This window comes from Pseudomonas sp. Pseusp49 (assembly GCF_059491875.1).
Window position 1 is genome coordinate 2,882,139 of record NZ_CP168514.1, and the last position, 22,017, is coordinate 2,904,155.

Annotated in this window: 15 protein-coding genes, 1 tRNA gene and 1 pseudogene; 10 read left to right on the forward strand and 7 right to left on the reverse strand. The window is 58.4% G+C overall.

The features are described from left to right. The first annotated feature begins 34 nt into the window (after positions 1 to 34). The 8 genes from phaZ (at position 35) to ACEN83_RS13110 (ending at position 13,600) form a co-directional block, all read left to right on the forward strand. Positions 35 to 871 carry a poly(3-hydroxyalkanoate) depolymerase gene (phaZ, locus tag ACEN83_RS13075; RefSeq protein WP_495580541.1) on the forward strand — a complete coding sequence of 279 codons (837 nt, stop codon included), beginning with the start codon at positions 35 to 37 and terminating at the stop codon, positions 869 to 871. Positions 872 to 900: 29 nt separating this feature from the next. Further along, positions 901 to 3,621, forward strand: coding sequence for a LuxR C-terminal-related transcriptional regulator (locus tag ACEN83_RS13080; RefSeq protein ID WP_495580542.1), 2,721 nt, complete (start codon positions 901 to 903; stop codon positions 3,619 to 3,621). A gap of 268 nt (positions 3,622 to 3,889) precedes the next feature. Beyond that, entirely contained in the window at positions 3,890 to 5,449 is a 1,560-nt protein-coding gene (locus ACEN83_RS13085) for an acyl-CoA synthetase (RefSeq protein WP_495580543.1), read from the forward strand. A 438-nt stretch (positions 5,450 to 5,887) separates the two neighbouring features. Next, positions 5,888 to 7,702: a DUF1302 domain-containing protein gene (locus ACEN83_RS13090; RefSeq protein WP_495580544.1), complete on the forward strand. Its 1,815-nt coding sequence runs from the start codon at positions 5,888 to 5,890 to the stop codon at positions 7,700 to 7,702. Between the two features lie 13 nt (positions 7,703 to 7,715). Continuing rightward, the gene (locus ACEN83_RS13095) at positions 7,716 to 9,074 is read left to right on the forward strand and encodes a DUF1329 domain-containing protein (protein ID WP_218500152.1); all 1,359 of its coding nucleotides are present in this window, start codon (positions 7,716 to 7,718) and stop codon (positions 9,072 to 9,074) included. Between the two features lie 68 nt (positions 9,075 to 9,142). After that, positions 9,143 to 10,099: a WD40/YVTN/BNR-like repeat-containing protein gene (locus ACEN83_RS13100; RefSeq protein WP_495580545.1), complete on the forward strand. Its 957-nt coding sequence runs from the start codon at positions 9,143 to 9,145 to the stop codon at positions 10,097 to 10,099. 7 nt (positions 10,100 to 10,106) lie between these two features. Then, positions 10,107 to 12,533 (forward strand): efflux RND transporter permease subunit, encoded by a 2,427-nt coding sequence (locus ACEN83_RS13105; protein WP_495580546.1) that lies wholly within the window; start codon positions 10,107 to 10,109, stop codon positions 12,531 to 12,533. A 656-nt stretch (positions 12,534 to 13,189) separates the two neighbouring features. Then, entirely contained in the window at positions 13,190 to 13,600 is a 411-nt protein-coding gene (locus ACEN83_RS13110) for a response regulator (protein WP_495580547.1), read from the forward strand. A gap of 723 nt (positions 13,601 to 14,323) precedes the next feature. Here ACEN83_RS13110 and ACEN83_RS13115 read toward each other — a convergent pair. The 3 genes and pseudogenes from ACEN83_RS13115 to ACEN83_RS13125 form a co-directional block, all read right to left on the reverse strand. Further along, entirely contained in the window at positions 14,324 to 15,034 is a 711-nt protein-coding gene (locus ACEN83_RS13115) for a hypothetical protein (RefSeq protein ID WP_495580548.1), read from the reverse strand. A gap of 869 nt (positions 15,035 to 15,903) precedes the next feature. Then, a pseudogene (locus ACEN83_RS13120) lies at positions 15,904 to 16,114 on the reverse strand (hypothetical protein). Positions 16,115 to 16,317: 203 nt separating this feature from the next. Then, positions 16,318 to 16,405: transfer RNA gene (locus ACEN83_RS13125), tRNA-Ser, on the reverse strand. 123 nt (positions 16,406 to 16,528) lie between these two features. On the opposite strand from ACEN83_RS13125, the gene ACEN83_RS13130 reads away from it, so the two are divergent. Next, positions 16,529 to 17,200, forward strand: coding sequence for a Bax inhibitor-1/YccA family protein (locus ACEN83_RS13130; RefSeq protein ID WP_492586801.1), 672 nt, complete (start codon positions 16,529 to 16,531; stop codon positions 17,198 to 17,200). A gap of 60 nt (positions 17,201 to 17,260) precedes the next feature. On the opposite strand, the gene ACEN83_RS13135 is transcribed toward ACEN83_RS13130, so the two are convergent. Both ACEN83_RS13135 and ACEN83_RS13140 read right to left on the reverse strand, forming a co-directional pair. Next, positions 17,261 to 17,590 (reverse strand): YceK/YidQ family lipoprotein, encoded by a 330-nt coding sequence (locus ACEN83_RS13135; RefSeq protein ID WP_495580549.1) that lies wholly within the window; start codon positions 17,588 to 17,590, stop codon positions 17,261 to 17,263. 56 nt (positions 17,591 to 17,646) lie between these two features. Next, positions 17,647 to 18,084 (reverse strand): Lrp/AsnC family transcriptional regulator, encoded by a 438-nt coding sequence (locus ACEN83_RS13140; RefSeq protein ID WP_007973356.1) that lies wholly within the window; start codon positions 18,082 to 18,084, stop codon positions 17,647 to 17,649. Between the two features lie 136 nt (positions 18,085 to 18,220). Here ACEN83_RS13140 and ACEN83_RS13145 point away from each other — a divergent pair, with 136 nt between their 5' ends. Next, positions 18,221 to 19,114 carry a DMT family transporter gene (locus ACEN83_RS13145; protein WP_495580550.1) on the forward strand — a complete coding sequence of 298 codons (894 nt, stop codon included), beginning with the start codon at positions 18,221 to 18,223 and terminating at the stop codon, positions 19,112 to 19,114. 15 nt (positions 19,115 to 19,129) lie between these two features. On the opposite strand, the gene ACEN83_RS13150 is transcribed toward ACEN83_RS13145, so the two are convergent. Together ACEN83_RS13150 and ACEN83_RS13155 are read right to left on the reverse strand one after the other, a co-directional pair. Next, entirely contained in the window at positions 19,130 to 20,170 is a 1,041-nt protein-coding gene (locus tag ACEN83_RS13150) for an FUSC family protein (protein WP_495580871.1), read from the reverse strand. Positions 20,171 to 20,214: 44 nt separating this feature from the next. Beyond that, positions 20,215 to 21,840 carry an NADP-dependent glyceraldehyde-3-phosphate dehydrogenase gene (locus ACEN83_RS13155; protein WP_495580551.1) on the reverse strand — a complete coding sequence of 542 codons (1,626 nt, stop codon included), beginning with the start codon at positions 21,838 to 21,840 and terminating at the stop codon, positions 20,215 to 20,217. Positions 21,841 to 22,017: the final 177 nt, after the last annotated feature.

A 22,017-nucleotide genomic window follows, 5' to 3' on the forward strand; every position in this document is an offset into this window, starting at 1 on the left:
CTTGGCCCGGCGCCGCAGAAGGAACCTCCGTAACATGTCACAGCCCTTTGTCTATCGCACCATCGAACTGGATGGCGGGCATCTGCGCGTTGCCATTCGTCCAGGCAAGGCCGATCTGCCGCCGTTGCTAGTTTTCAATGGCATTGGCGCCAACCTGGAGCTTTTGTTTCCATTCGTCCGGGCGCTTGATCCGGACATGCAAGTGATCGCCTTCGACGTGCCCGGCGTCGGCGGCTCCTCCCTGCCGAGCTTGCCTTACCGGTTTTCTGACCTGGCGAAACAGGTTTCGCGCATGCTCGATTATCTGGACGTTGGCCAGGTCAACGTGATCGGCGTGTCCTGGGGGGGAGCGCTGGCACAACAGTTCGCCCACGATTTTCCGCAGCGTTGCAAGAAACTGATCCTGGCCGCCACGTGTGCGGGCATGGTCATGCTGCCGGCCAAACCCAAAGTGCTGTGGAGGATGGCCACTCCGCGCCGTTACATCCAGCCGTCCTATGGCGCGCGGATCGCGCCGGACATCTATGGCGGTGCTTTTCGCCATGACCCGGCACTGGCACAAGCGTTCGCCAGCAAGGTGCGTTCCGGCGGCAGGCGCGGTTACTACCTGCAACTGTTGGCGGGCCTGGGCTGGACCAGCATTCACTGGCTGCATCGGATCCATCAGCCGACCCTGATTCTGGCCGGTGATGACGACCCGATCATTCCGCTGCCCAACATGCGCCTGCTGGCCAGGCGCATTCCCAATTCGCAGTTGCATGTGATCGGCGATGGCCATCTGTTCCTGGTGGCCCGGGCGCAAACCGTTGCACCGATCATCTCGTCCTTCCTCGCGCAGGAACGGCAGCGCGCTAGAATTCATCAAGCGTGACATGAGCAGTTCATTGGTTCGCTAGCCTTATGAAATCCTCCAACACGATACTCATCCGCACCAAATGGTCGCCGCCCCGAATCGATCCCCGGTCGCTGCCGCGCGAGCGTCTGCTGGAACTGATCGAGGCAGGGCGCGAGCGCAAGTTGACCTTGATCCTGGGGCCTGCGGGCAGTGGCAAGAGCACGCTGGCGGCGCAATGGCGCCAGCGCTTGATCGGTGCGGGGCTGGACGTCGCCTGGTTCAACCTGGGGGCCGACGACGAGACGCTCTGGGCGGCGTATCTGGTCGCCAGTCTGGGGGCCGCGGGCCTGGCTGTCGGCGACGACATCATTGGCCTGAGCGAGCGCACTGACCAGCGTTCGCTGGAGGTGTTGCTGTCGCTGCTGGTCAACGCGCTCTACGAGCATCCTCGATCCATTTATCTATTCCTCGAAGACCTGCATTTCCTCTCTGCGCAGCCGGCATTGGCGATGATCCAGCGCCTGATCGATCTGGCGCCGGACAATTTCCATCTGGTGATCACCACGCGCCAGCGTCCGGCGCTCAATCTGTTGGCGATCGGCATCAAGGGGCAGTTGACCCAGATTGATTTTGCCGACTTGCGCCTGACGGCCCAGGAGCAGTTCAGTTTGCTTGAGCTCAATGGTCTCGAAAACCTGTCCGGCGAGCAGCAACAACGTCTGTATGAGCTGACGGACGGTTGGGCCGCGGGCCTGCAGATCGGTGTCCTGTCACTTCGCCACAGCGGTAATTTTGAACAGAGCCTGCGAGCCTGTGGCGGCATGGTCATGGCGATCGATGAATCAGGTCTCGATGCCTATCTGGATGACTGCATCAGTCGTGTGCTTTCTGCCGGGCAAATCGCTGCCATGGTCCAGGTTTCGACCTGCCGACGATTCAATCGCGAGCTGTGCGTCGCATTGACGGGCAGCCCGGAGAACGCGGCGGTGCTTGACATATTGCTCGAGCAGAATCTGTTCCTGTTGCCGATCGACCTCGAGGGTCGCCTGCAGTGGTTCCGTTTCCACCAGATGTTTTCCGGGTATCTGCAACGGCGCCGCAATGAGCTGCCGGTTGTGGAGGTGATTCGGGTCAATCATGCCGCCAGCCAATGGTTTGCCGACCATGGTTTGTACGTCGAGGCGATTCGTCATGCTCAGGCAGCCCGGGATCTTGAGGGCAGCGTGCAGTTGCTGGCACGGGCGGCGAGGTCGCTGATCGGTGACGCGCATTTTGCACAACTGCTGCAGTTGGCCGACGAGTTGCCGCGTGAAGCCTGGTCCAAGCAGATTGACCTGCTCCTGGCGGTTGCCTGGGCAGAACTCACCTGCAATCGCATGGAGAGATTCGAGCTCACACTCGCCTCGATCGAAGCTCACCCGGAAGTCAGCCGGCCGAAAATAGACACTGAATTGCAACTGCTGAGGGCCATGTACCTGCTCAGGAGGGACGATACGACCGCTGTGCTGGCGCTGCTCGAGCCTTTGATGGCGCAGCCGCCCAGCCAGCGCCACTTTCACCTGCTGATGCTCTATACCCTTGGCGGCGTGGCATTGCTCAAGGCGGGTCGAACAGTGTTTGTACGGGATCTGGTCTACAGCACGCGAGGTCTGCTCCGGCGCGCGCAAGGCCCTCGGGCCCGGCCGTTTTTCGATGCGCTGTGTGGCCTCAGTTTTTTTGTCCAGGGCGATATGAACCAGGCCCGGCGCGATCTCGAAGGTGTCCTGGTGCAAGTGACACGCAACGAGTCGCTGGCGCAGGATGTCGCCATCTTCATCAAATCCACCCTGGCCTTGACCTGCTATCACTTGAACAGCCTGGAAGCCGCCGAGGACTACGTTGAAGGCTGCTTCGGGGTCGCCGAGGTCCTGGGGACCTCTGACTGCATTTTGTATACCTACCTTGCCCAGGCGCATTTGCAGTGTGCTGCGGGCAGGCTGGAGGCGGCCCACGCCACCCTCGATCGATTGGGCGAGATCGCCGAAAGCATTGGCCTTGATCGCCTGCAGGCGTGGCGTTTTGCCGAGCAGATACGTATTGCCTGCCATCAGCATGATCTGGCCCGCGCGCGCGAGCTGTTTCGCAGACTGCGCGCGCTGGCCATGCCTTACCTGAACAAGCGCGGTTGTGCCTGGGCGGAGATCCCCCTGGCCTGCGCAATGGCACACACGGCCTTGGCCCTGGCCGAAGGCGACTATCGATGCGCGATCGAGGTAGGGGAAAGCTGGGCACTGGTCTGTCAGGAGTGGGGGCAGTTACAACCAGCTACCGTGCTGCGAATCCGTGTCGCCATTGCCAGGACAGCGCTCCATGAACCACAAGAGGCCCAGCGCCACCTGTCCACGGCACTGCGCAATGCCTGCGAATACGGGATGTTCCGGGTGTTTCTTGATGAAGGAACGGCGGGGCTGCGCCTGCTGCAATCGCTCAGTGTCGATGCACTGACAGCGCTGGAGCGTGACTACATTCAACACTGTCTGATGCACGGCGCCGATTCGCAGAGCCTCTCGAGCGGGACAGGTGAGGGTGGCCGAGCGCCTGCGCCTGGCAGCGATATCCTCTCGCCCCGTGAACTTGAAGTGGTCGAACATCTGGCCCGTGGGCTGTCAACCAAGAGCATCGCCAAGGCCCTCGATCTTTCGCCTGGAACCATCAAGTGGCACCTGAAGAATATCTTCGGCAAGTTGGGTGCCTTTTCTCGCGAGGATGCAGTGAGCAAGGCGCGGCAAGTCGGGTTGCTTGGCTAGCGCAGCATAGCCTTGGCATCCTCGCAAAAGTCCAGGTATTGAACCGTTGAACCGCGCCACCACCCCTCCCTAGATGGGAGGGTTGCCAGTTTTCACCTTGGGGTAGGGTGCCGGGTAACGGTGGTGAAACCGTGCATGCAGGGTTCATGTGAGCGCTGATGGCTCCAGACCTGCAATGCTCCTGCCCCCAAGCGGTGAGCGCCCGGCATTGCCGTCTCCTGCCGTCAAGGCACGGACAATAACAATAGCTGCAACTTCAGGAGAGACCATGTACTTCACTCAGCCCTTGCACCGTAATCTACAGTGCGCGCCCGAGCGATTAATGACGATCTACGGCGATCGCAGTCGCACTCTGCGCCAGTTTGTCGAGCGTGTTGCGAGACTGGCCGGGGCGTTGCGTGAGCTTGGCGTACAGAGCGGCGATTGCGTCGCCATGCTGGGTTTGAACTCTGATCGTTACCTCGAATATTGCTTCGCCGTACCCTGGGCCGATGCCGTTCTCAATCTTTGCAACACACGCTGGAGTGCGGAGGAGAACGCGTATGCCCTGACCGATTCGCAAACCTCGGTACTGTTGGTTGACGAGACCTTCAAGGACATCGGTCTGCGCTTATCCAGGCAGGTTCCTTCGTTGCGTCATGTCATCTACGTCGGTGACGGCACCACGCCGGATGGGATGCTGGATTACGAAACGCTGATTGCCCGGGCCTTGCCCATGGAGGATGCCCGCCGTGGCGGCGATTCACTCCTTGGCGTGTTCTATACCGGCGGCACCACGGGGTTTCCCAAGGGCGTGATGATCAGTCATACGGCCTTCTGGAGCAGCCAGATTGCGCTGGATGTCGAGGGCCTGGTACCGCCTGATTCGGTCATGCTGCGCGCAGCACCGATGTTCCATCTGGCGGACATGTCCACCGGTTATGTCGGTGTGCTCGAAGGCGCGACTCACGTCATTCTGCCGGCGTTCCAGCCGATCGAAGCGATGGCGGCGATTCAGCGTCATGGCATTCAGGTGGCCATGCTGGTGCCGACCATGATTCAGTTGTTGATCAATCATCCCGAGGTGGGCAATTACGACCTGTCCTCGTTGCAGCACCTGGTGTACGGCGCTTCGCCCATTCAGGAGCAGACGCTGTGGAGCCTGCAGGCCATGCTGCCGCAACTGCAGTTGTTCCAGGCTTATGGCCAGACGGAGATGTCGCCCATTGTTTCGCTGCTCGGCCCGGCTCAGCACACCGCGGCGGCCGCCGCTGCCGGCATGCTGCGCTCCTGTGGTCGTGCCACCCGGGCGGTGGAAGTCAAGATCGTCGACGACGATGGCCGTGAGGTGCCTCGTGGCTGCATCGGTGAAATCGTCGTTCGGGGCCCGAATGCAATGAGCGGGTACCTGAACAAACCCGAGCAAACCCTGGCGGCTCTGCCGGGTGATGGCTGGTTGCGTACGGGGGACGGGGCCAGGATGGACGAAAATGGCTACATCTTCATTGTCGACCGCCTCAAGGACATGATCGTCACCGGTGGCGAAAACGTGTTCTCGGCGGAGGTCGAGAATGCCTTGTGCAGCCACCCGGATATCGCCATGTGCGCGGTGATCGGGATCCCTAGCGAGCAATGGGGCGAGGCGGTGCATGCCGTGGTGGTACTCAAGCCTGGCACTGAACCGAATGGCGAAGAATTGATCGCCCATTGCAAGCGTCAGATTGCTGGCTACAAAGCGCCGAAAAGCGTGGAGTTCCGTGCTGCGTTACCGCTCTCGGGCGCTGGCAAGGTGCTCAAGAGCGAACTGCGTGAACCGTTCTGGCAGGGCAGTTCGCGGCGTGTTGGTTGAGCGACCCATCTCCGGGCGCAATCGACCATGGATGACTTGAGCCGGCCACTGCCAAGTCATCGATGAGCTCTTGTGGACAGCCTTTGCGACCCGGCTGTTTCTCCCTTCCTGCTTGATTCGCCCCGGCTGTTGTGCGCAACAGCCGGCAGCGGCGTGCGCCTGCATTTCCCATTCGCCAGTGCTGTGTGACTCCCTTTCCTGCCTCCCTCCCAACCCCCTCCCATCTCGGGAGGGTTAAGCGCTGCGCAGTCAATGTTTACTTGTCCGGCCAGTCTCTGGCGGCCGGGTGGTTGGGGAGGGAGGTTTTTCACAGGGAATCCAGGAGCCAAAGAGTGGTGGGTTGAACCGTAGCGTCGGGATTATTTAGGAATGTGAACAATGATAAGAATAAGTTCGCCACAAACAGGCTTTGTCCGGCATCAGCTTGGTCAGGCAGTCGTGCTTGGAATTCTCGGAGTGGGCGCCGGCAATGCCCAGGCATTCAATTTTGATACCGAGAGCGGTTGGTCGGGGAGCCTCGACACCACACTTTCCGTTGGCAGCAGCTGGCGTGCCGAAGGGCGCAATAACGAGTTGTACAGTCGACTCGACGGACAGGTGATCGGCAAGACCGACGGCCTGGGCGGTTCCAATACCGATGGCGGCAACCTCAACTACGATCGCGGCGACCGGTTTTCTACCATCGGCAAGTTCCTCACCGAACTGAACCTGCACAACGGCGACCTGGGCGGCATGCTGCGCGTGAAGGGCTGGTACGACCAGGCGCTGGAAGACGAAGACGTGCATTTCGGCAACCAGGCCAACGGTTACCAGAAAAAGCCATTGTCCGATAACGGCTTTGACGACCTGCAAAGGAACAAAGGCGTTTACCTGCTCGACGCCTACGTCTACGACACCTACCACCTGGACGATCATCCGCTGCAGGTGCGCCTGGGTCGCCAGGTGCTGAACTGGGGCGAGAGCATCTTTGTTCAGGGGCTCAACCAGATCAACCCGATCGACGTTCCTTCACTGCGCCGTCCGGGCACCGAGATCAAGGAAGCGTTGCTGCCGGTGTGGATGATTTCCAGCAGCTTCGGTTTGAGTGACGGGCTGTCGCTGGATGCGTTCTACCAGTTCAAGTGGGAGCCTACTGCCGTTGAGGGCTGTGGCAACTACTGGTCGACCACCGAAACCATCATTTCGACTCATCCGGGTGGTTGCACCATGGCCACGTCGCTGCCTAACGTCAGCAACCCGGTCGGCTTTCGCAATGGCATGAACGTCCCACTGAGCACTGGCGATGAAGCCCGGGATTCGGGGCAATGGGGTGTGGCGCTGCACTATCTGGTCGAATCGATCGACACGGAGCTCGGTGCCTACGCCATGACCATCCACTCGCGTACGCCGATCATTTCCGCCCACAGCGGCGATTGGGGCCGGATCCCCGCCGGGGCGCGAGCACCCTTCCTCAACCCGGTGCAGGTCCATCAGAATTTGCCGTTCGGTGCGACCTCGACGACTGCCTTCTGGGAGTATCCCGAAGACATCCACCTGTATGGCCTGAGCGCCGCCACCACGTTGGCCAGTTGGTCGGTCGGTGCGGAACTGAGCTACTCGCCAAACACGCCGGTACAACGTAACGGCAACGACCTGCTTGCCGCCGCTGCCCAAGGGGTGGGGCCGCAAGGTGCGGGCGCGCGAGCCGCTGGCCCGAATGCCTATATCACCGGGTATGACCGCTTCGATAAAACCCAGCTGCAGATCAACGGCATCAACCTGTTCCCCAACGTTCTGGGCGCCTCGAGCCTGCAGGTGGCCGGTGAAGTTGCCTTCCAGTGGAACGACATCCCTCAGGGTGACAACGACATTCGTTACGGTCGCGGTTTCATCTTCGGCCCGGGTTCGGCGCCCAGCTATGGCGGGAACCTCTGCGGCACTGCGACCAACCCGCAACCCGACGGCTGCAAGAACGACGGTTACATCACCGACTTCGCCTGGGGCTACAGATTGCGAGGGCAACTGGAGTACCCGGACCTGTTGGGCGTAGGCGTCAGCACTTACCCGAGTTTGTTTCTGGGGCAGGACGTGGAAGGGGTTTCGATGGACGGCCAGTTCAACGAAGGCCGGTTTACCGTCGGTGCCGGCGTTCGTTTCGACTACCTGAAGGCCCACAGCCTGGAGTTCAACTATGTGACGTACAACAACGACGCCAAGTACGACCCGCTGCGTGACCGGGACTACTACTCGATGAATTACAGCTACAAGTTCTGATGAGGAACAAGGCATGAAAACAATAAAGACTTGCCACACCCCGCGTGCCCTGGCTATTGCCATCGCACTGTTGCTTGGCGGGAACGACGCTTTCGCCAAATTGACCGATGCAGAGGCTGCTCGCCTGGGTAACGACCTTACTCCGGTTGGCGCCGAGAAGGCCGGCAATGCCGATGGCAGCATTCCAGCCTGGCAGGGCGGCCTGACGGCTCCTCCGGCAGGCTGGAGTCCGGAGAAGGGCTACGTTGATCCGTTCCCGCAAGACAAGCCGCAGATGGTGATCACCGCGGCCAATGCCGATCAATACAAAGACAAGCTGTCGCCCGGCACCCTGGCTTTGTTGAAGAAGTATGACAACTTCAAGATGCCGATCTACCAGACCCGGCGCACCGCCGCACTGCCGACTGAAGTCACCGCCAAAGCCAAGACTCAGTCCACTCAGGTCGAGTTGCAGGGTTTCGGTCTGAGCAACCTCAATGGCTCGAACATACCGTTCCCGATCCCGAAGAATGGTCAGGAAGCAATCTGGAACCACTTGGTTCGCTACTTGGGCGGTGGCTTCGAGCGGACCTATCACTGGTTCCCGGTACGTAGCAGTGGCGAGTTCTACAAGGTTGGTTTCCGCGAGAACCGCGTGTTCGACCAGAACATGGATCGCAGTATGGACAACCACCTGTTTTCCTTCCTGGGCTACTTCCTCGAACCGGCCACGTTGCAGGGCACGGTCTACCTGGTGCGCGAACCGGTGGATCAGGTCAAGGAAGCGCGCTCGGCCTGGATCTACAACGCCGGTGCCCGTCGTGTGCGCCGCGCGCCGGATCTGGCATATGACAACGTCAGCGATGGCACCGAGAGCATGCGGGTGACCGATCAGTACGACGGCTATAACGGCGCGCCCGACCGCTATGACTGGAAACTGGTCGGCAAGCAGGAAATCTATGTTCCGTACAACGACTACAAGTTGTCCGATAAGTCGCTGAAATACGAAAACATCCTGCAAAAAGGCACCGTCAATGCCGACCTGATGCGCTACGAACTCCACCGTACCTGGGTCGTCGAGGGCACGCTCAAGGCCGGGCAGAAGCATATCTACGGCAAGCGCGTGATGTATCTCGACGAGGACAGCTGGACCGTGTTGCTCGAAGACGCCTACGACACTCGCGGCCAGCTATGGCGCATTGGCGTGCACCCGATGATCCAGTTCTATGACGTCGGTGTGCCGTGGTACCGCGCCAACATCTTCCATGACCTGAGCAACGGCAACTACATGGTCTCGGGCCTGGACAATGAGGTCAAGCAACCCTGGAAGTTCGGCGTCAAGGGACGTCAGGCCGACTTCCAGCCCGATGCCCTGCGTCGCGCTGGTCACTAAGCCCTCAGGCAGTCTCAAGGCGACCCGATTGCGGGTCGTCTATTACAAATACAAGAGAGGAGCGGCCAATGGCTATTTTGGGCAAGTCCGTTCACAGGGTGTTGTGGGCGGCACTCATCGCGGCATCTGTTGTACATGCCGAGACGCCTGGCTCGATCCAGACCGGGATCAATTCACAGCGAATCATCCTGCTCGATATCCAGCGTGTGGGCAGTCAACTGTTCAGCGCCGGCGAGCGCGGCTGGATCCTTCGTTCCGCGGATGACGGGCAACATTGGCAGGGCATTCATACGTCAGCCGATCGAACGCTGACCGGGCTTGCTTTCGCCAACGACCGACTGGGTATCGCCGTTGGACATGGCGCGACACTGTTGCGCACCACCGATGGCGGTCAGCAATGGACAGCCGTAGGGGTGGACGGTATCGGTCATGATTCGCTGCTCGGTGTCACCTACCTGGGCGGCCAGCATTTCGTCGCCTATGGCGCATTCGGTCACTATCTGGAATCCGTCGACGCTGGCTTGAGCTGGAGCAAGAAAACGGTGATGGGGGAGGACTTTGATCGGCACATCGCCAAAGTGCTGAAGGTCGGTGGTGACCTGTTCCTTTTCGGCGAATCCGGCACCCTGCTGCGCTCGCGTGACCTGGGGCTGAACTGGGAAGCGTTGCAATCCCCTTACGAGGGTTCTTTTTTTGGCGGACTGCAGACGCCAAGTGGTGCGCTGTTGGCTTTCGGCATGCGCGGCAACCTGTATCGCTCAAACGACCGGGGAGATACCTGGCAGCTGATTCCCCTGGACGCCAAGGTTGCACTGCAAGGGGGGCAGGTTTTGCCTGACGGGCGTATCGCCCTGGTCGGCAATGCCGGGTTGCTGGCACTGAGTAACGACGATGGCAAAAGCTTTGAGCTGAGTCACGCCGCCCGTGGCGGGCTCTCGCAGATAGTTGCCGTGACCGGCGGTGCCCTGGCCGTGGGCGATGCCGGTGTTCAGTCTCTGAGCTTGACGCAAGCGACAGCCAATTGAGGTTTCTATGAGTAAGTACCACGACAATCAGGGGCTCGAGCTTGTGGGCGACGTTCAGGTGCTCGACCGCCACCACTTCTCCCGTAGTCTGGTCGGTCGGGTGTCCTGGTGGATTTTTCACTTGCGTCGCCCGCTTCTGATTTTTTTCATTCTATTGACGCTGCTGTTTACCTTCACCGCCACACGACTGCGTGTGGAGGCGGGCTTTTCCAAGATGATCCCGCTGCAGCATGAGTACATGCAGTCCTTTCTCAAGTATCAGTCGGTTTTCGGCGGCGCCAACAAAGTATTGCTGGCGTTGAAGAACGAAAAGGGCGAGATCTTCGACCCTGGATTCATGGAGAGCTTGCATCAGGTCACCGAGGAAGTTTTCTACATCAAGGGCGTCGAGCGTAGTTCGGTCACTTCGTTGTTCACCTCCAATGTGCGCTACAACGAGGTGGTAGAGGACGGCTTCAGAGGCGGCAACATTGTTGCGGCCGACTTCTCCGGTACTCCAGAGCAACTGAAGGCGGTGCGCGAAAATGTGCTGAAGTCCGATTGGGTCGGCCGTATCGTCTCCAATGACTTGAGCGCCGCCATGGTGGTGGCGAACTTGCAGGAAGTGGACCCGGAGACCGGTTTGCGTCTGGATCTGCAAGCGGTCAGCCAGTCCCTGGAGGCGATTCGCGCCAAGCACGAAAAAGATGGCGTCAGCGTGCACATCATTGGCTTCGCCAAGTCGACCGGGGATATCGCAGACGGTGCCGCCGGGGTGCTGCTGTTCTTCGCCGTGGCCTTCGTGATCACCGCACTGTTGCTTTATTGGTATTGCGGCTCGCTGATGCTGACGTCCTGGGCGTTGGTTTGCGCCATGGTCCCGGTGGTATGGCTACTGGGTCTGCTGCCGCTGTTGGGACTGGCACTCGACCCCATGTCGATTTTGGTGCCGTTCCTGATTTTCTCCATTGGTGTCTCCCATGCGGTGCAGATGACCAACGCCTGGAAACTGGAAGTGTTGCATGGTCACGACAGCATTACCGCTTCGCGCAATTGCTTCCAGAAACTCTTCATACCAGGTGCCATGGCGCTGCTGGCCAATGCACTGGGGTTCCTGGTAATCGCCTTCGTGCAGATCGAGATGGTGCGGGAACTGGCCATCACCGCGACGTTGGGGGTCAGCCTGATGATCCTCACCAACAAACTGCTGCTGCCGATCCTGCTGTCTTACATGCGTATTTCGGCCAAGGATGCCGAGCGCTTGCGGGGCAAGGAAACCTCTGGGGACTGGCTGTGGGAGCACCTGGGGGGATTGGCAACCCGCAAGGGCAGTGTGCCGGTCATCCTGATTGCGGTGGTTCTGCTTGGTGTCGGCATGTGGCAGGCGGGAAAGTTGAAGGTGGGAGACACGGGGCAGGGTGTCCCGGAGCTGCGTGCCGATTCGCGTTATAACCAGGACGTGGCGATGGTCACCCGTAACTTCGCCATCGGCGTTGATCTGTTGCAGGTGGTGGTTGAGGCAAAGGGCAACGAGTCGCCCTGTGTTGACCGCAACATTCTGGGCAAAGTCGAAGATTTCGAATTCGAGATGAAGCAGACCCCGGGCGTCGGTACGGTGCGAGGGCTGGCGGGCTATGTCGGGCAGATCACCCAGGGCTACGCGGAAACCTTCATCAAATGGCGCACCATTCCCGAGGAGCAGGCGCAAATTGCCCAAGGCGTGGGTTTCGCCACGCGCCTTGGCAATGAACTGATGAACTCCACCTGCAGTGCCATGCCGATCTCGCTGTACACCGAAGATCACCAGGCCTCGACTATCAGCAACATCATCGAACGGATCAAGGCGTTCAAGGTAACCCACGACGGCGATGACCTTCGTTTTCAACTGGCCAGTGGCAATGTCGGGGTAATGGCGGCGACCAATGAGGCGGTCGAGGCGGCGGACAAGTGGGTGAATCTCGCGCTTTTCGGCTCGGTGACCTTACTCTGCCTGCTGAGCTTTCGCTCGCTGCGTATCACCCTGTGCATCATCCTTCCACTGGCGCTGGTCACTGTGCTGTGCAACGGGTTGATGGCATGGCTGGGTATTGGTCTCAAGGTCAACACGCTACCGGTGGTGGCACTGGGCGTCGGGGTCGGCGTGGATTACGGCATTTACTTGTTCGAGCGGATCAAGCACGAAATGCATTCACGTCATTCGGACCTGCGTCAGGCGTTTGTCGAAGCGCTGAAGCAGCGTGGCACTGCCTCGTTGTTCACCGCCATGACAATGACGGTGTCCGTGTCCACATGGGTGTTTTCCACCCTCAAGTTCCAGGCCGACATGGGCGTGCTGTTGGCGTTCATGTTCCTGGTCAACGTTTGGGGCGCCATCCTGTTGCTACCGGCACTCGCGGCATGGCTGCTACCGCCGGTGCACGCCGGCAAGCATCCTGCGCAGCCACCCGCAAACTAACTCCATGCAGTACTTTGGCGGCCTTCGGGCCGTCTTTTTTTTGGGTGGAGTCAGGGGTGCTACGCTTGTATCGATACGCTTGGGCATCTGCCAGTTTGCTGCTGCAATGGAGTGGCTGAAGTGTGGGCTGGAAAAACTTTGCCAAAAGCCAGAAACGACAAAGCCCTGAATAATCAGGGCTTTGTCGTATAAAAATGGCGGAGGCGATGGGATTCGAACTCATGGACCTGTTACAGTCGACGGTTTTAAGTCCGAGATACAAACGCCCGGAACTCGTGGCCTGTAGCTAGATTTCGTTCTAATACGAGCATTTTTTGGCTCCGCTGCAGGCCGCATTCTACAAGGGAGGGCATCAGCGTTTTGTAACGCGTTTTTCCGTTATTTTGACGATTTCGCAAAGGTGCCGACGCGACGATAAACACGTTCAGATATCTCGCTCTCGGTATGCCCCAAGAGCAGGCTCGCTTCTGGCCGGCACTGCCTGTCCCGAACGACCGGGTTCGACCCATAGCCGACGTTCCCTCAACCATTCACAACGTGCCAACTTTTGGCATTTTTCGCCGCCGATTGGATCCGTAACTCCACGTAGAAAGCACCTACACTCGACACGTTATCTCTACCTATTTCGGAATTCGAACCCGATTAAGGAGCCATGCGTGTCCAGAGAATGGGGGAAGCTCTCGCTGGTAATGGGATGGGCGGTCGTTGTTGAAGACGACCCAGAAGTTCGCAAATTGATAGTAGATATCTTGAGCGAGATCGATCTCCTTTCCTTGGATTTTGCCACTGCCGATGACGCTTTGACCTACCTACGGAGCATGCCGGACGGTTGCCCGCTGGTGATCGCGGATCATGTTTTGCCAGGTCAACTCCAAGGTGCGGAATTCATAAAACTGGTGAAGGCGAAATGGCCCGCTACCGCTACGATTCTCACCTCCGGTTACGAGCTGGATGCCTCAATAGTGCCCTACTCAACTACGTACCTGGCTAAGCCCTGGTTTAGTGATGATCTGTTGATGGCTGTAGTAAACCTACTTCAGCCTGATCGCCCCCTCAAAAAACGCTAAACAACGAAACGCCCGCTGAACGATTAAGCCAATCTGTTGTGTCGACCGGTTGAAGCCACAGCCGATTGCAATTCTTGGCTATAGGAGGCTAGCGACCCATTTCGGGCGTTGAAAATTGTTAAAACTAGCCATAAACGATCCTTCGGAGCTGAGTGCAGAATCAGGTTCTATTCACTTTTTCCATTGGATCAAAGCAAATCTAGGAGAGAAATGGAAAAGAACCAAGCGATGCTGAGGGTGAAAATAAGGTAGACAAGTACAAGCATCAGAGGGTGATTCCACATGGCGCACCTCCCATACTGCTGTTTTTGTTTTAATGTTTTCTAATGGGAGCTGCGAGGATCATGAGCTCGTATGAGCAAATAGGGCAAGAATCAAGCCATTTGAATGAAAGACGCTTGGCTGCAAGCCCTGAGTCTGTAGCACTGTGTTCAACGCTACATCCTTCAGACGAAAGTTCCCCCCCAACAATGAGATTCCCCACATGTGGGGGCATTCATCCGGATGCTATCCAGCGGAATTGGAAACCTAACGCTTTGCCTTAAGGGGGTACGGCAGTACAGGGTAAATAGGAAAACCCAGGGGCGATTCTGCAAACGGAGGATGTTAAAAATGGCCGTTTTGTCAGCAATGGTTAAAAATTGGCCGTTTCTGCCTTCGTGACAGCTGGAAATCGCCCCATAGTGGACTTCTCGAAGGTAACTACGACTACCCTTTAGCGGTTCAAGGTTTCAGATCCCACGCTTTAAGTTTTTTCGCAGCGGTGCCGAAAGGGCCCAATTGATAGACCGCAGCGCCAGCGGGCGAGAAAACAAATGACTGGAATGGCTCGGCATTCATTTTGTCGAGATAGTCACGAGGTGCAATGCCCGTACTCACATGAGGATTGAAATGATCGCCAGACATATTCGGCACGAATGCTGATACATATTGGATGAGCGCCGCGTCATTAGCGGGATCATCGTGTGCAGCAGTGAAAGCGTCGATAGTTCCGGTTTCTACCGTGAAGGGCTTCACTGCGGCAATAATGTCCGCTTGCAGCTGGATGATTTCATTCGTTGGCTTCGCGCAAATACCTGCTACTCCGACCGCTCCCGCGGGAGCGTAGTAATATTTGAACGCTTCCAGCTTCATGGCGTTCACATTGGCGCTGACGAGAACCTTCTCCGCAGCGGCATAGACCTTGTCGAGATCTTCAGTACGAACGAAACGTTGGATGAGCGTGATATGTGGACGGTGTTCGGCATCCAGGGCGAAACCTTTCGGGAACACAGCGAGCAGGCGGGCATTGCTGGCGTCTACATGCTTGAGCATCGTGCCGTCCGGTTCTAGAAGGATATCAATAGCGGTAACTTCCGACTTCGCGCCAGCGGCTAACGGCAGCACACAAGCCAGCAGAGCGAGCAGAAGTATCTGAATGCGTATGGGTTTCATAATCATCTCTCTCAACAATTGGATGCCACATCCGGTGAGGCTAGTTCAGATCAGCGTTCCACTGGTGATCATCGTGTGGAAATGCATCGCGATTGGTTGAGTCTCCCCCCACGGCAGGCAAACGTGTTAAGCAAAATCAAACAACTGAGCGTGGCGATATAAGAACAGTTTCCATTTTTGTGAGGAATCGATGGACGACTTTTTATTCTTCAATTGACTGCGCGCATTTGGCCAAAAGTGGTTTATCGAGATGACTCATATTTCCCATCCTTAGGCTTGCCTGATCTGAACGTGATTTGGAAGTCGCAGCGCACATGGGGAAGGGTCGATTTCGACCCTTTGCAGCCCTTCGCGAATAGCTGTTGATAGATAAATGCGAGTAGAGTGGAAGATAGAGGCATTGTCTGTGTTGCCTGGGTAGAACCGTGAAGGTTCTGCACATCCGCCTAATGAATTGAGGGGCGCTACCCATGACACCGATGGAGAGACTGACGGAATGGCACGCAAACTGGACGATTGTCCAAGGGACCATCAGTTGTAAAACCTGCCATTCCGAGCAGCTTGAATGTGATCGAGAAATTGCCTTTGTCCATGCCCCGGGTTGCTCAAGGGCATCGCAAAGAATCCACCCTGGGCACGCGCTAGATGATATCCAAAAATCGTTTTCAAGTTGAACAAAGCTGAATCACCAAGAGCAAGGAACTCAATGTTCCTACTGAAGCGCTAACGGTTGAGCCCCGAAGGCATTCATTTTCAGCCTCGCCACGGCTCATATAGCAGTCTGGAAGCTTCTGGCCTTGATGCTTATCCAGGAGAATAATCCGCGAGCTAACCGATGGTGAGCCAATGACTGCTTTTGCCGATTGCAGTCATTCCGGCGCCATCATCACCGCTAGCGTCATTTTGATGAACTCTTTCATTCCTATCGATTGCTTCTAGGGCAGCGCGCACGTTGTCGGCGACGTCAGCCGATCCGCGCAGCTCGACCCAATTCGACAGCTCCATTATGGCGGCTTCTAGGGCGAGCTGGTTTTCGTTGATCTTGAATAGCAGGGAAGGGAGCAGGTCTGAGTTTGGCATCGAGAATCCTCGGTTATGAGGTCAGCGCAGCACTGCGTTTCATGAAGGATTTTTAACCGTTGGCAGGACGCCGGGAGAGGGAAAATCAGGAAAGTTTTGTAACGGTTACCAAATAGTTTTGTAACGACCTCCAGAGGCTGCACCGATTCACAGGCTCCAGAAACGACAAAGCCCTGAATAATCAGGGCTTTGTCGTATAAAAATGGCGGAGGCGATGGGATTCGAACTCATGGACCTGTTACAGTCGACGGTTTTCAAGACCGTTGCCTTAAACCACTCGGCCACACCTCCGTTTGCGTTGCGGGCGCCATAATACCTGAATGAAACACACTGTCAAACTCTCTGCATAGCTAGTTACAGAGCGTCTGTTATGATCTTTGCGACTGAACGTTTCAAACCAACAGGAGTGTCGCCATGCGCGAACAGGATTACGCAGTTAATAACAGCGTGCAGGCTGAGCAGCTAGAGGTTAGCCGCGTCCTGCGCAACACATACGGCTTGCTCGCCCTGACCCTCGCATTCAGCGGTGTAATGGCCTACGTTGCCCAGCAGATGCGTGTTGGCTACCCGAACGTTTTCGTGGTGCTGATCGGCTTCTACGGTCTTTTCTTCCTCACCAACAAACTCCGTGATTCCGCCTGGGGCCTGGTGTCGGCATTTGCCCTGACCGGTTTCATGGGTTTCCTGCTCGGCCCGATCCTCAACCGTTACCTGGGTATGCAGGGCGGCGCTGAAGTGGTCAGTTCGGCCTTCGCGATGACCGCGCTGGTGTTCGGCGGCCTGTCGGCCTATGTGCTGATTACCCGCAAGGACATGAGCTTCCTCGGCGGTTTCATCACGGCAGGCTTCTTTGTGCTGCTGGGTGCGACGCTGGCGAGCTTCTTCTTCCAGATCAGCGGTCTGCAACTGGCGATCAGCGCAGGTTTCGTGCTGTTCTCTTCGGTCTGCATTCTGTTCCAGACCAGCGCCATCATTCACGGCGGCGAGCGCAACTACATCATGGCCACCATCAGCCTGTATGTATCGATCTACAACCTGTTCGTCAGCCTGTTGCAGCTGTTCGGCATCATGGGCCGTGATGATTGATCGTCTGTCTTGAAGTAAAAAACCCGCTCAGGCGGGTTTTTTATTGCCTGGAATACAGGGTTACTCGGTAATGACAATGCTGCCGTCGGCTTGCTGGCGGTAGATGGTGTAGGGCAGCAACAAGGTATCCATCGCCCCGGACACGACCGCGTCGAGCAGCACGATGGCGGGGGCGGGGCCATGTACCTGCGCATCCCGACCGTTTTCGAGGGGCGCGTTGAGGAAGCAGAAATCGTAGGTCACGCCGCTGTAGATTCGCGGTACCGCACCGCAGTAGCTCTTTTGTTTCGTGAGACTTTTCGAGGCCACTTCGTCACTGCGCACAACCGTCTGAATCGTGCCACAACCCGCAAGCATCATTGCGATCAGTAGCATTGCCTGGGTTTTCATGCCGTCAATCCTTCGCCGGAAACCATCAATCTACTTCAGCCTGAAACAAATATCACTCACGCCATGGGCGGTAACCGGCGCTTGACCGGGGTTTTCTTGACGATGGCCGTGTTGGTTTCGGCGTGGGTGTTGAGGCGGTCGAGCAGGGTGTCCAGTTGTTCCATCGAGCGCACGTGCAGGCGTGCGATGAAACAGTCGTCGCCGGTCACCTTGTCGCACTCGGTGAATTCGGGAATGGCCATGATTTGCCGCTCCACTTCTTGCAACTGGCCCGGCAACGGGCGAATACGCACGATGGCCTGGAGTTGATAACCGAAGCTTTTCGGGTCGATTTCAACGGTGTAGCCCTTGAGCACGCCACGTTCTTCCAGGCGGCGCAGGCGTTCGGCAACACTGGGGGAGGACAGGCCGCTGATTTGCGCGAGGGCCTTGAGCGAGCGTCGCGAGTCTTCCATCAGGGCCGTGATCAGCACTTGGTCGATGTCATCGGTCATGGCGAAACCCTCCGTTAGGCATTTTTTCGAAACTGCCTTCATAAAAAAGGCTGAATCAGAGTTTAGCCTGCTTTTTGCTATGGAGTGGCGCTGTGGTGCATTGGCATACTTTGGCCACAAACACAGGAGTCTGATGATGGACAAATCCCTACGCCGCGGTTCGTTTGAAATGACGGCCGCCATGCTGATCTCCGGCACCATCGGTTGGTTCGTGCTGGTGTCCGGGCAACCGGTGCTGGATGTGGTGTTCTGGCGCTGCCTGTTCGGTGCCGGTACCTTGCTGCTGATTTGCGCCGCCTTCGGCTTTCTGCGCCCCGGTATTCTGACCCGCACCACGTTTTTGCTCGCCGTGCTCAGCGGGGTGGCGATCGTCGGCAACTGGGTGTTGTTGTTCGCCTCCTATTCCCGGGCGTCGATTGCCATCGGCACCGCCGTCTATAACGTTCAGCCGTTCATGCTGGTCGGGCTGGCGGCGCTGTTTCTCAACGAAAAGATCACCGCGCAGAAAATGCTATGGCTGGGCGTGTCGTTTCTCGGGATGCTGGCCATCGTCAGTGCCCATGGCAGCCAGGGTGAGAGCGGCAGCGATTACCTGACGGGCATTGCCCTGGCGTTGGGCGCGGCGTTTCTCTATGCGATTGCCGCGCTGATCATCAAGCGTTTGACGGGTACGCCGCCGCACCTGATTGCGCTGATCCAGGTCAGCACCGGCGTGTTGTTGCTCGCGCCATTCGCGAATCTTTCGGTGCTGCCGCAGGCGCCGAGCGCATGGGCCAGCCTGGTGACACTGGGCATGGTGCACACCGGTGTGATGTATGTGTTGCTGTACGGCGCCATTCAAAAACTGCCGACTGCGCTGACGGGGGCGCTGTCCTTCATCTATCCGATTGCGGCGATTTTCGTCGACTGGTTTGCCTTCGGCCATCGTCTGGAGCCGCTGCAGTGGATCGGCGTCGCGGCAATCCTGCTGGCCGCCGCCGGTATGCAACAAGGCTGGTCGCTGAAGTTTCGGCGCACGGTGACGCCGTAACCTGCGACCCAGATGTCAGATGTTCCAGCGCGGCGCGTTCCTGGCCAGGCGCTGGCGCATCTCGCCGATGTTGGCAGCCAGTTGTCGGGTCAGCAGGCGATAGCCATCCAGCCTGTTGTAGACCGGTGCATCGAGGCTGACCAGCGGCACCTCCATGGGCCGATCCAGGCGCTGGGCGGCGCCTGATTTCAACGCCCGGGCCATGCCGATCAATTGCACGCGGATCTGTCGATGTTCGGCTTTCAATGCCGTTTGCAGGAGCGTCATGGCCTCGGGGTCATTGGCATCCGGTCGGGTATTGCCAAGGATTTCCAGGGTGCTGACGCACATGCGCAGGTTGCGCTGGATGGCATCGAGCTCGGTCATGGAAATCTTCACTTCCTTGGACACCGACGGCATCAGTGAGCGCAGTTGCACCATCGCCGCATTCAGGCGCGTCATGAGCTTGAGGTGTTCGTCGGCGGTGATGGCCTGGCCGTCAATGATGCGCCCGTAGACTTTCGCGCAATCACGCAGGGCATCGGCCAGGTTGTAGCGCCAGGAATACACCGCGTACAGCGGCAGGGCGAAGGAAAACGCCAGGGCCAGGGCAATGCCGATCAGGATATCCACCCCACGCCACAAGCCATCGGTGACCGGGTTGTCGCCATGCCCGGCGACGATGAACACGGTAATCGCCGACAGCAGCGCGGTATAGCCGCCCTTGCCGATGGCGTGATACGAGAAGAACCCGCAGACCACCGACATTGCGAAATAGGTCAGCCAGGGCATTCCGAGCCAGGCCTGTTGTGCCACCAGCGCCAGGCCGACACCGGCGCCGATCAAGGTGCCGATGGCACGCTCGGCGGCTTTCTTGCCGATGTTGCCGTGGTGCTGCAAGCCGCCGATCACCACCAGCATGGTCACCGACGCCCATTCACCGTGGGGCAGTTTGATCCCGGTGGTCAGCAGGATCGTCGCCAGCAAGCCGAGCGACACCCGCACCGCATGGATCACCCGGGCATGGCGGTAGCGCCGGTACGGATCCAGCAACGGACGCAGCAATCGGCGCAGCAGCGGTGGCAGTCGATCGGCTCTGGATGTACTCAGGCTGGCTCTCCTCAGAAGATGTAGTCGGTGGTCAGGAAGCTCGAACTGCGGCCACTGATGATCTCGCTGATCAGGTCCTTGTTGGTCTCCTGGAACTTGGTGGCCACCAGCGTGCGGATCGAAAACACCCGCAGTGCGTCATGCACCGACAGGGTACCTTCGGCCGAGTTCTTGCGACCATTGAAGGGATAAGTGTCGGGGCCACGCTGGCATTGCGCATTGAGATTGATGCGCCCGACCTGGTTGGCAAAGGTGTCCACCAGGCGACCGACTGCCACCGGATTGGTGCCGAAGATGCTCAACTGCTGGCCGAAGTCCGACTCCAGCACGTAATCGATCACGGTATCCAGATGACGGTACGGCACGATGGGGATGACCGGGCCGAACTGTTCTTCCTGGTAAACCCGCATCTGCGGCGTAACCGGGTACAGCACCGCCGGGTAGAAGAACGACGCCCGGGCCTCGCCACCGTTGGGGTTGACCACCCTGGCGCCTTTGCTCTCGGCATCCGCCACCAGTGCATGCAGATAGTCGACCTTGCCCGATTCCGGCAGGGGCGTCAGGGCGACGCCACTTTCCCAGGGCATGCCGGGTTTGAGGTTGGCGAGCCTGGCATTGAATTTGTCGATGAAGGACTCGACCACGTCCTCGTGGACAAACAGGATCTTCAGGGCCGTACAGCGCTGGCCATTGAACGACAGCGAACCGGTCACCGCTTCACTCACCGCATTGTCCAGATCCACTTCCGGCAGGACGATGCCCGGGTTCTTCGCATCCAGACCCAGCGCCGCGCGCAAGCGGTGGGGTTTGGGATGGAGTTTTTTCAGGTCGCTGGCGGCCTTGTTGGTGCCGATGAAGGCAAAGATGTCGATCTTGCCGCTGGCCATCAGCGCACTGACCGTCTCGCGGCCGCTGCCATAGATGACGTTGATCACCCCGGCGGGGAAGCTGTCGCGGAAGGCTTCCAGCAGCGGGCGAATCAGCAGCACGCCGAGTTTCGCCGGTTTGAACACCACGGTGTTGCCCATGATCAGCGCCGGGATCAGCGTGGTGAAGGTTTCGTTCAACGGATAGTTGTAAGGCCCCATGCACAGGGCGACGCCCAGTGGCACGCGGCGGATCTGGCCGAGGGTGTCCTGTTCCAGCTCGAAACGGCTGGAGCGGCGATCGAGCTCTTTCAGCGCGTTGATGGTGTCGACGATGTAGTCGCAGGTGCGGTCGAACTCCTTTTCCGAGTCCTTGAGGTTCTTGCCGATTTCCCACATCAGCAACTTGACCACGGCGTCGCGCTGCTCGCGCATGCGCCCGAGGAAGGTTTCGACGTGCTGGATGCGCTCGGCGACGCGCATGGTCGGCCACAATCCCTGGCCACGGTCGTAGGCGCGCACGGCAGCGTCGAGGGCGGTCAATGCGGTGTCGGCATCGAGCAGCGGCGTGCTGCCGAGTATCACTTGTTCGTCGCCATCGGCACCCGTCAGGTACACCGGGCTGCGGACTTGGGCCAGTGGCCCGTTCCAGGTTCTCAGTACGCCATCGACCAGGTATTCACGCTGTTCGGTCTGGCCGTCGAGGCGGTACTTTTCCGGGATGTCGGCTGGGCTCGGGAACAGGTTCTGGAGAATATCGGCTGTGGTCATGTCGCTACCCCTCTGGATTGGGTGATGCACTGATGAATCGTTTTAGCAGACCTCAGCAACCCTTGTCATGACTCATCTCAGCGTTTTTGCCGTCCGCGGGTTTATCGGCGCCCTCCGTCATGGCCTCAGAAGCGCCCCTTGTTGGCCCCCAATGCCCTCAACCCGCCCACGTGGAGT

What these genes read in the sequence shown, in the direction of transcription:
- phaZ (WP_495580541.1), top strand. Translation starts at nt 35, where the DNA reads ATGTCACAGCCCTTTGTCTATCGCACCATCGAACTGGATGGCGGGCAT.
- ACEN83_RS13080 (WP_495580542.1), top strand. Translation starts at nt 901, where the DNA reads ATGAAATCCTCCAACACGATACTCATCCGCACCAAATGGTCGCCGCCC.
- ACEN83_RS13085 (WP_495580543.1), top strand. Translation starts at nt 3,890, where the DNA reads ATGTACTTCACTCAGCCCTTGCACCGTAATCTACAGTGCGCGCCCGAG.
- ACEN83_RS13095 (WP_218500152.1), top strand. Translation starts at nt 7,716, where the DNA reads ATGAAAACAATAAAGACTTGCCACACCCCGCGTGCCCTGGCTATTGCC.
- ACEN83_RS13100 (WP_495580545.1), top strand. Translation starts at nt 9,143, where the DNA reads ATGGCTATTTTGGGCAAGTCCGTTCACAGGGTGTTGTGGGCGGCACTC.
- ACEN83_RS13105 (WP_495580546.1), top strand. Translation starts at nt 10,107, where the DNA reads ATGAGTAAGTACCACGACAATCAGGGGCTCGAGCTTGTGGGCGACGTT.
- ACEN83_RS13115 (WP_495580548.1), bottom strand. Translation starts at nt 15,034, where the DNA reads ATGAAACCCATACGCATTCAGATACTTCTGCTCGCTCTGCTGGCTTGT.
- ACEN83_RS13130 (WP_492586801.1), top strand. Translation starts at nt 16,529, where the DNA reads ATGCGCGAACAGGATTACGCAGTTAATAACAGCGTGCAGGCTGAGCAG.
- ACEN83_RS13135 (WP_495580549.1), bottom strand. Translation starts at nt 17,590, where the DNA reads ATGAAAACCCAGGCAATGCTACTGATCGCAATGATGCTTGCGGGTTGT.
- ACEN83_RS13140 (WP_007973356.1), bottom strand. Translation starts at nt 18,084, where the DNA reads ATGACCGATGACATCGACCAAGTGCTGATCACGGCCCTGATGGAAGAC.
- ACEN83_RS13145 (WP_495580550.1), top strand. Translation starts at nt 18,221, where the DNA reads ATGGACAAATCCCTACGCCGCGGTTCGTTTGAAATGACGGCCGCCATG.
- ACEN83_RS13155 (WP_495580551.1), bottom strand. Translation starts at nt 21,840, where the DNA reads ATGACCACAGCCGATATTCTCCAGAACCTGTTCCCGAGCCCAGCCGAC.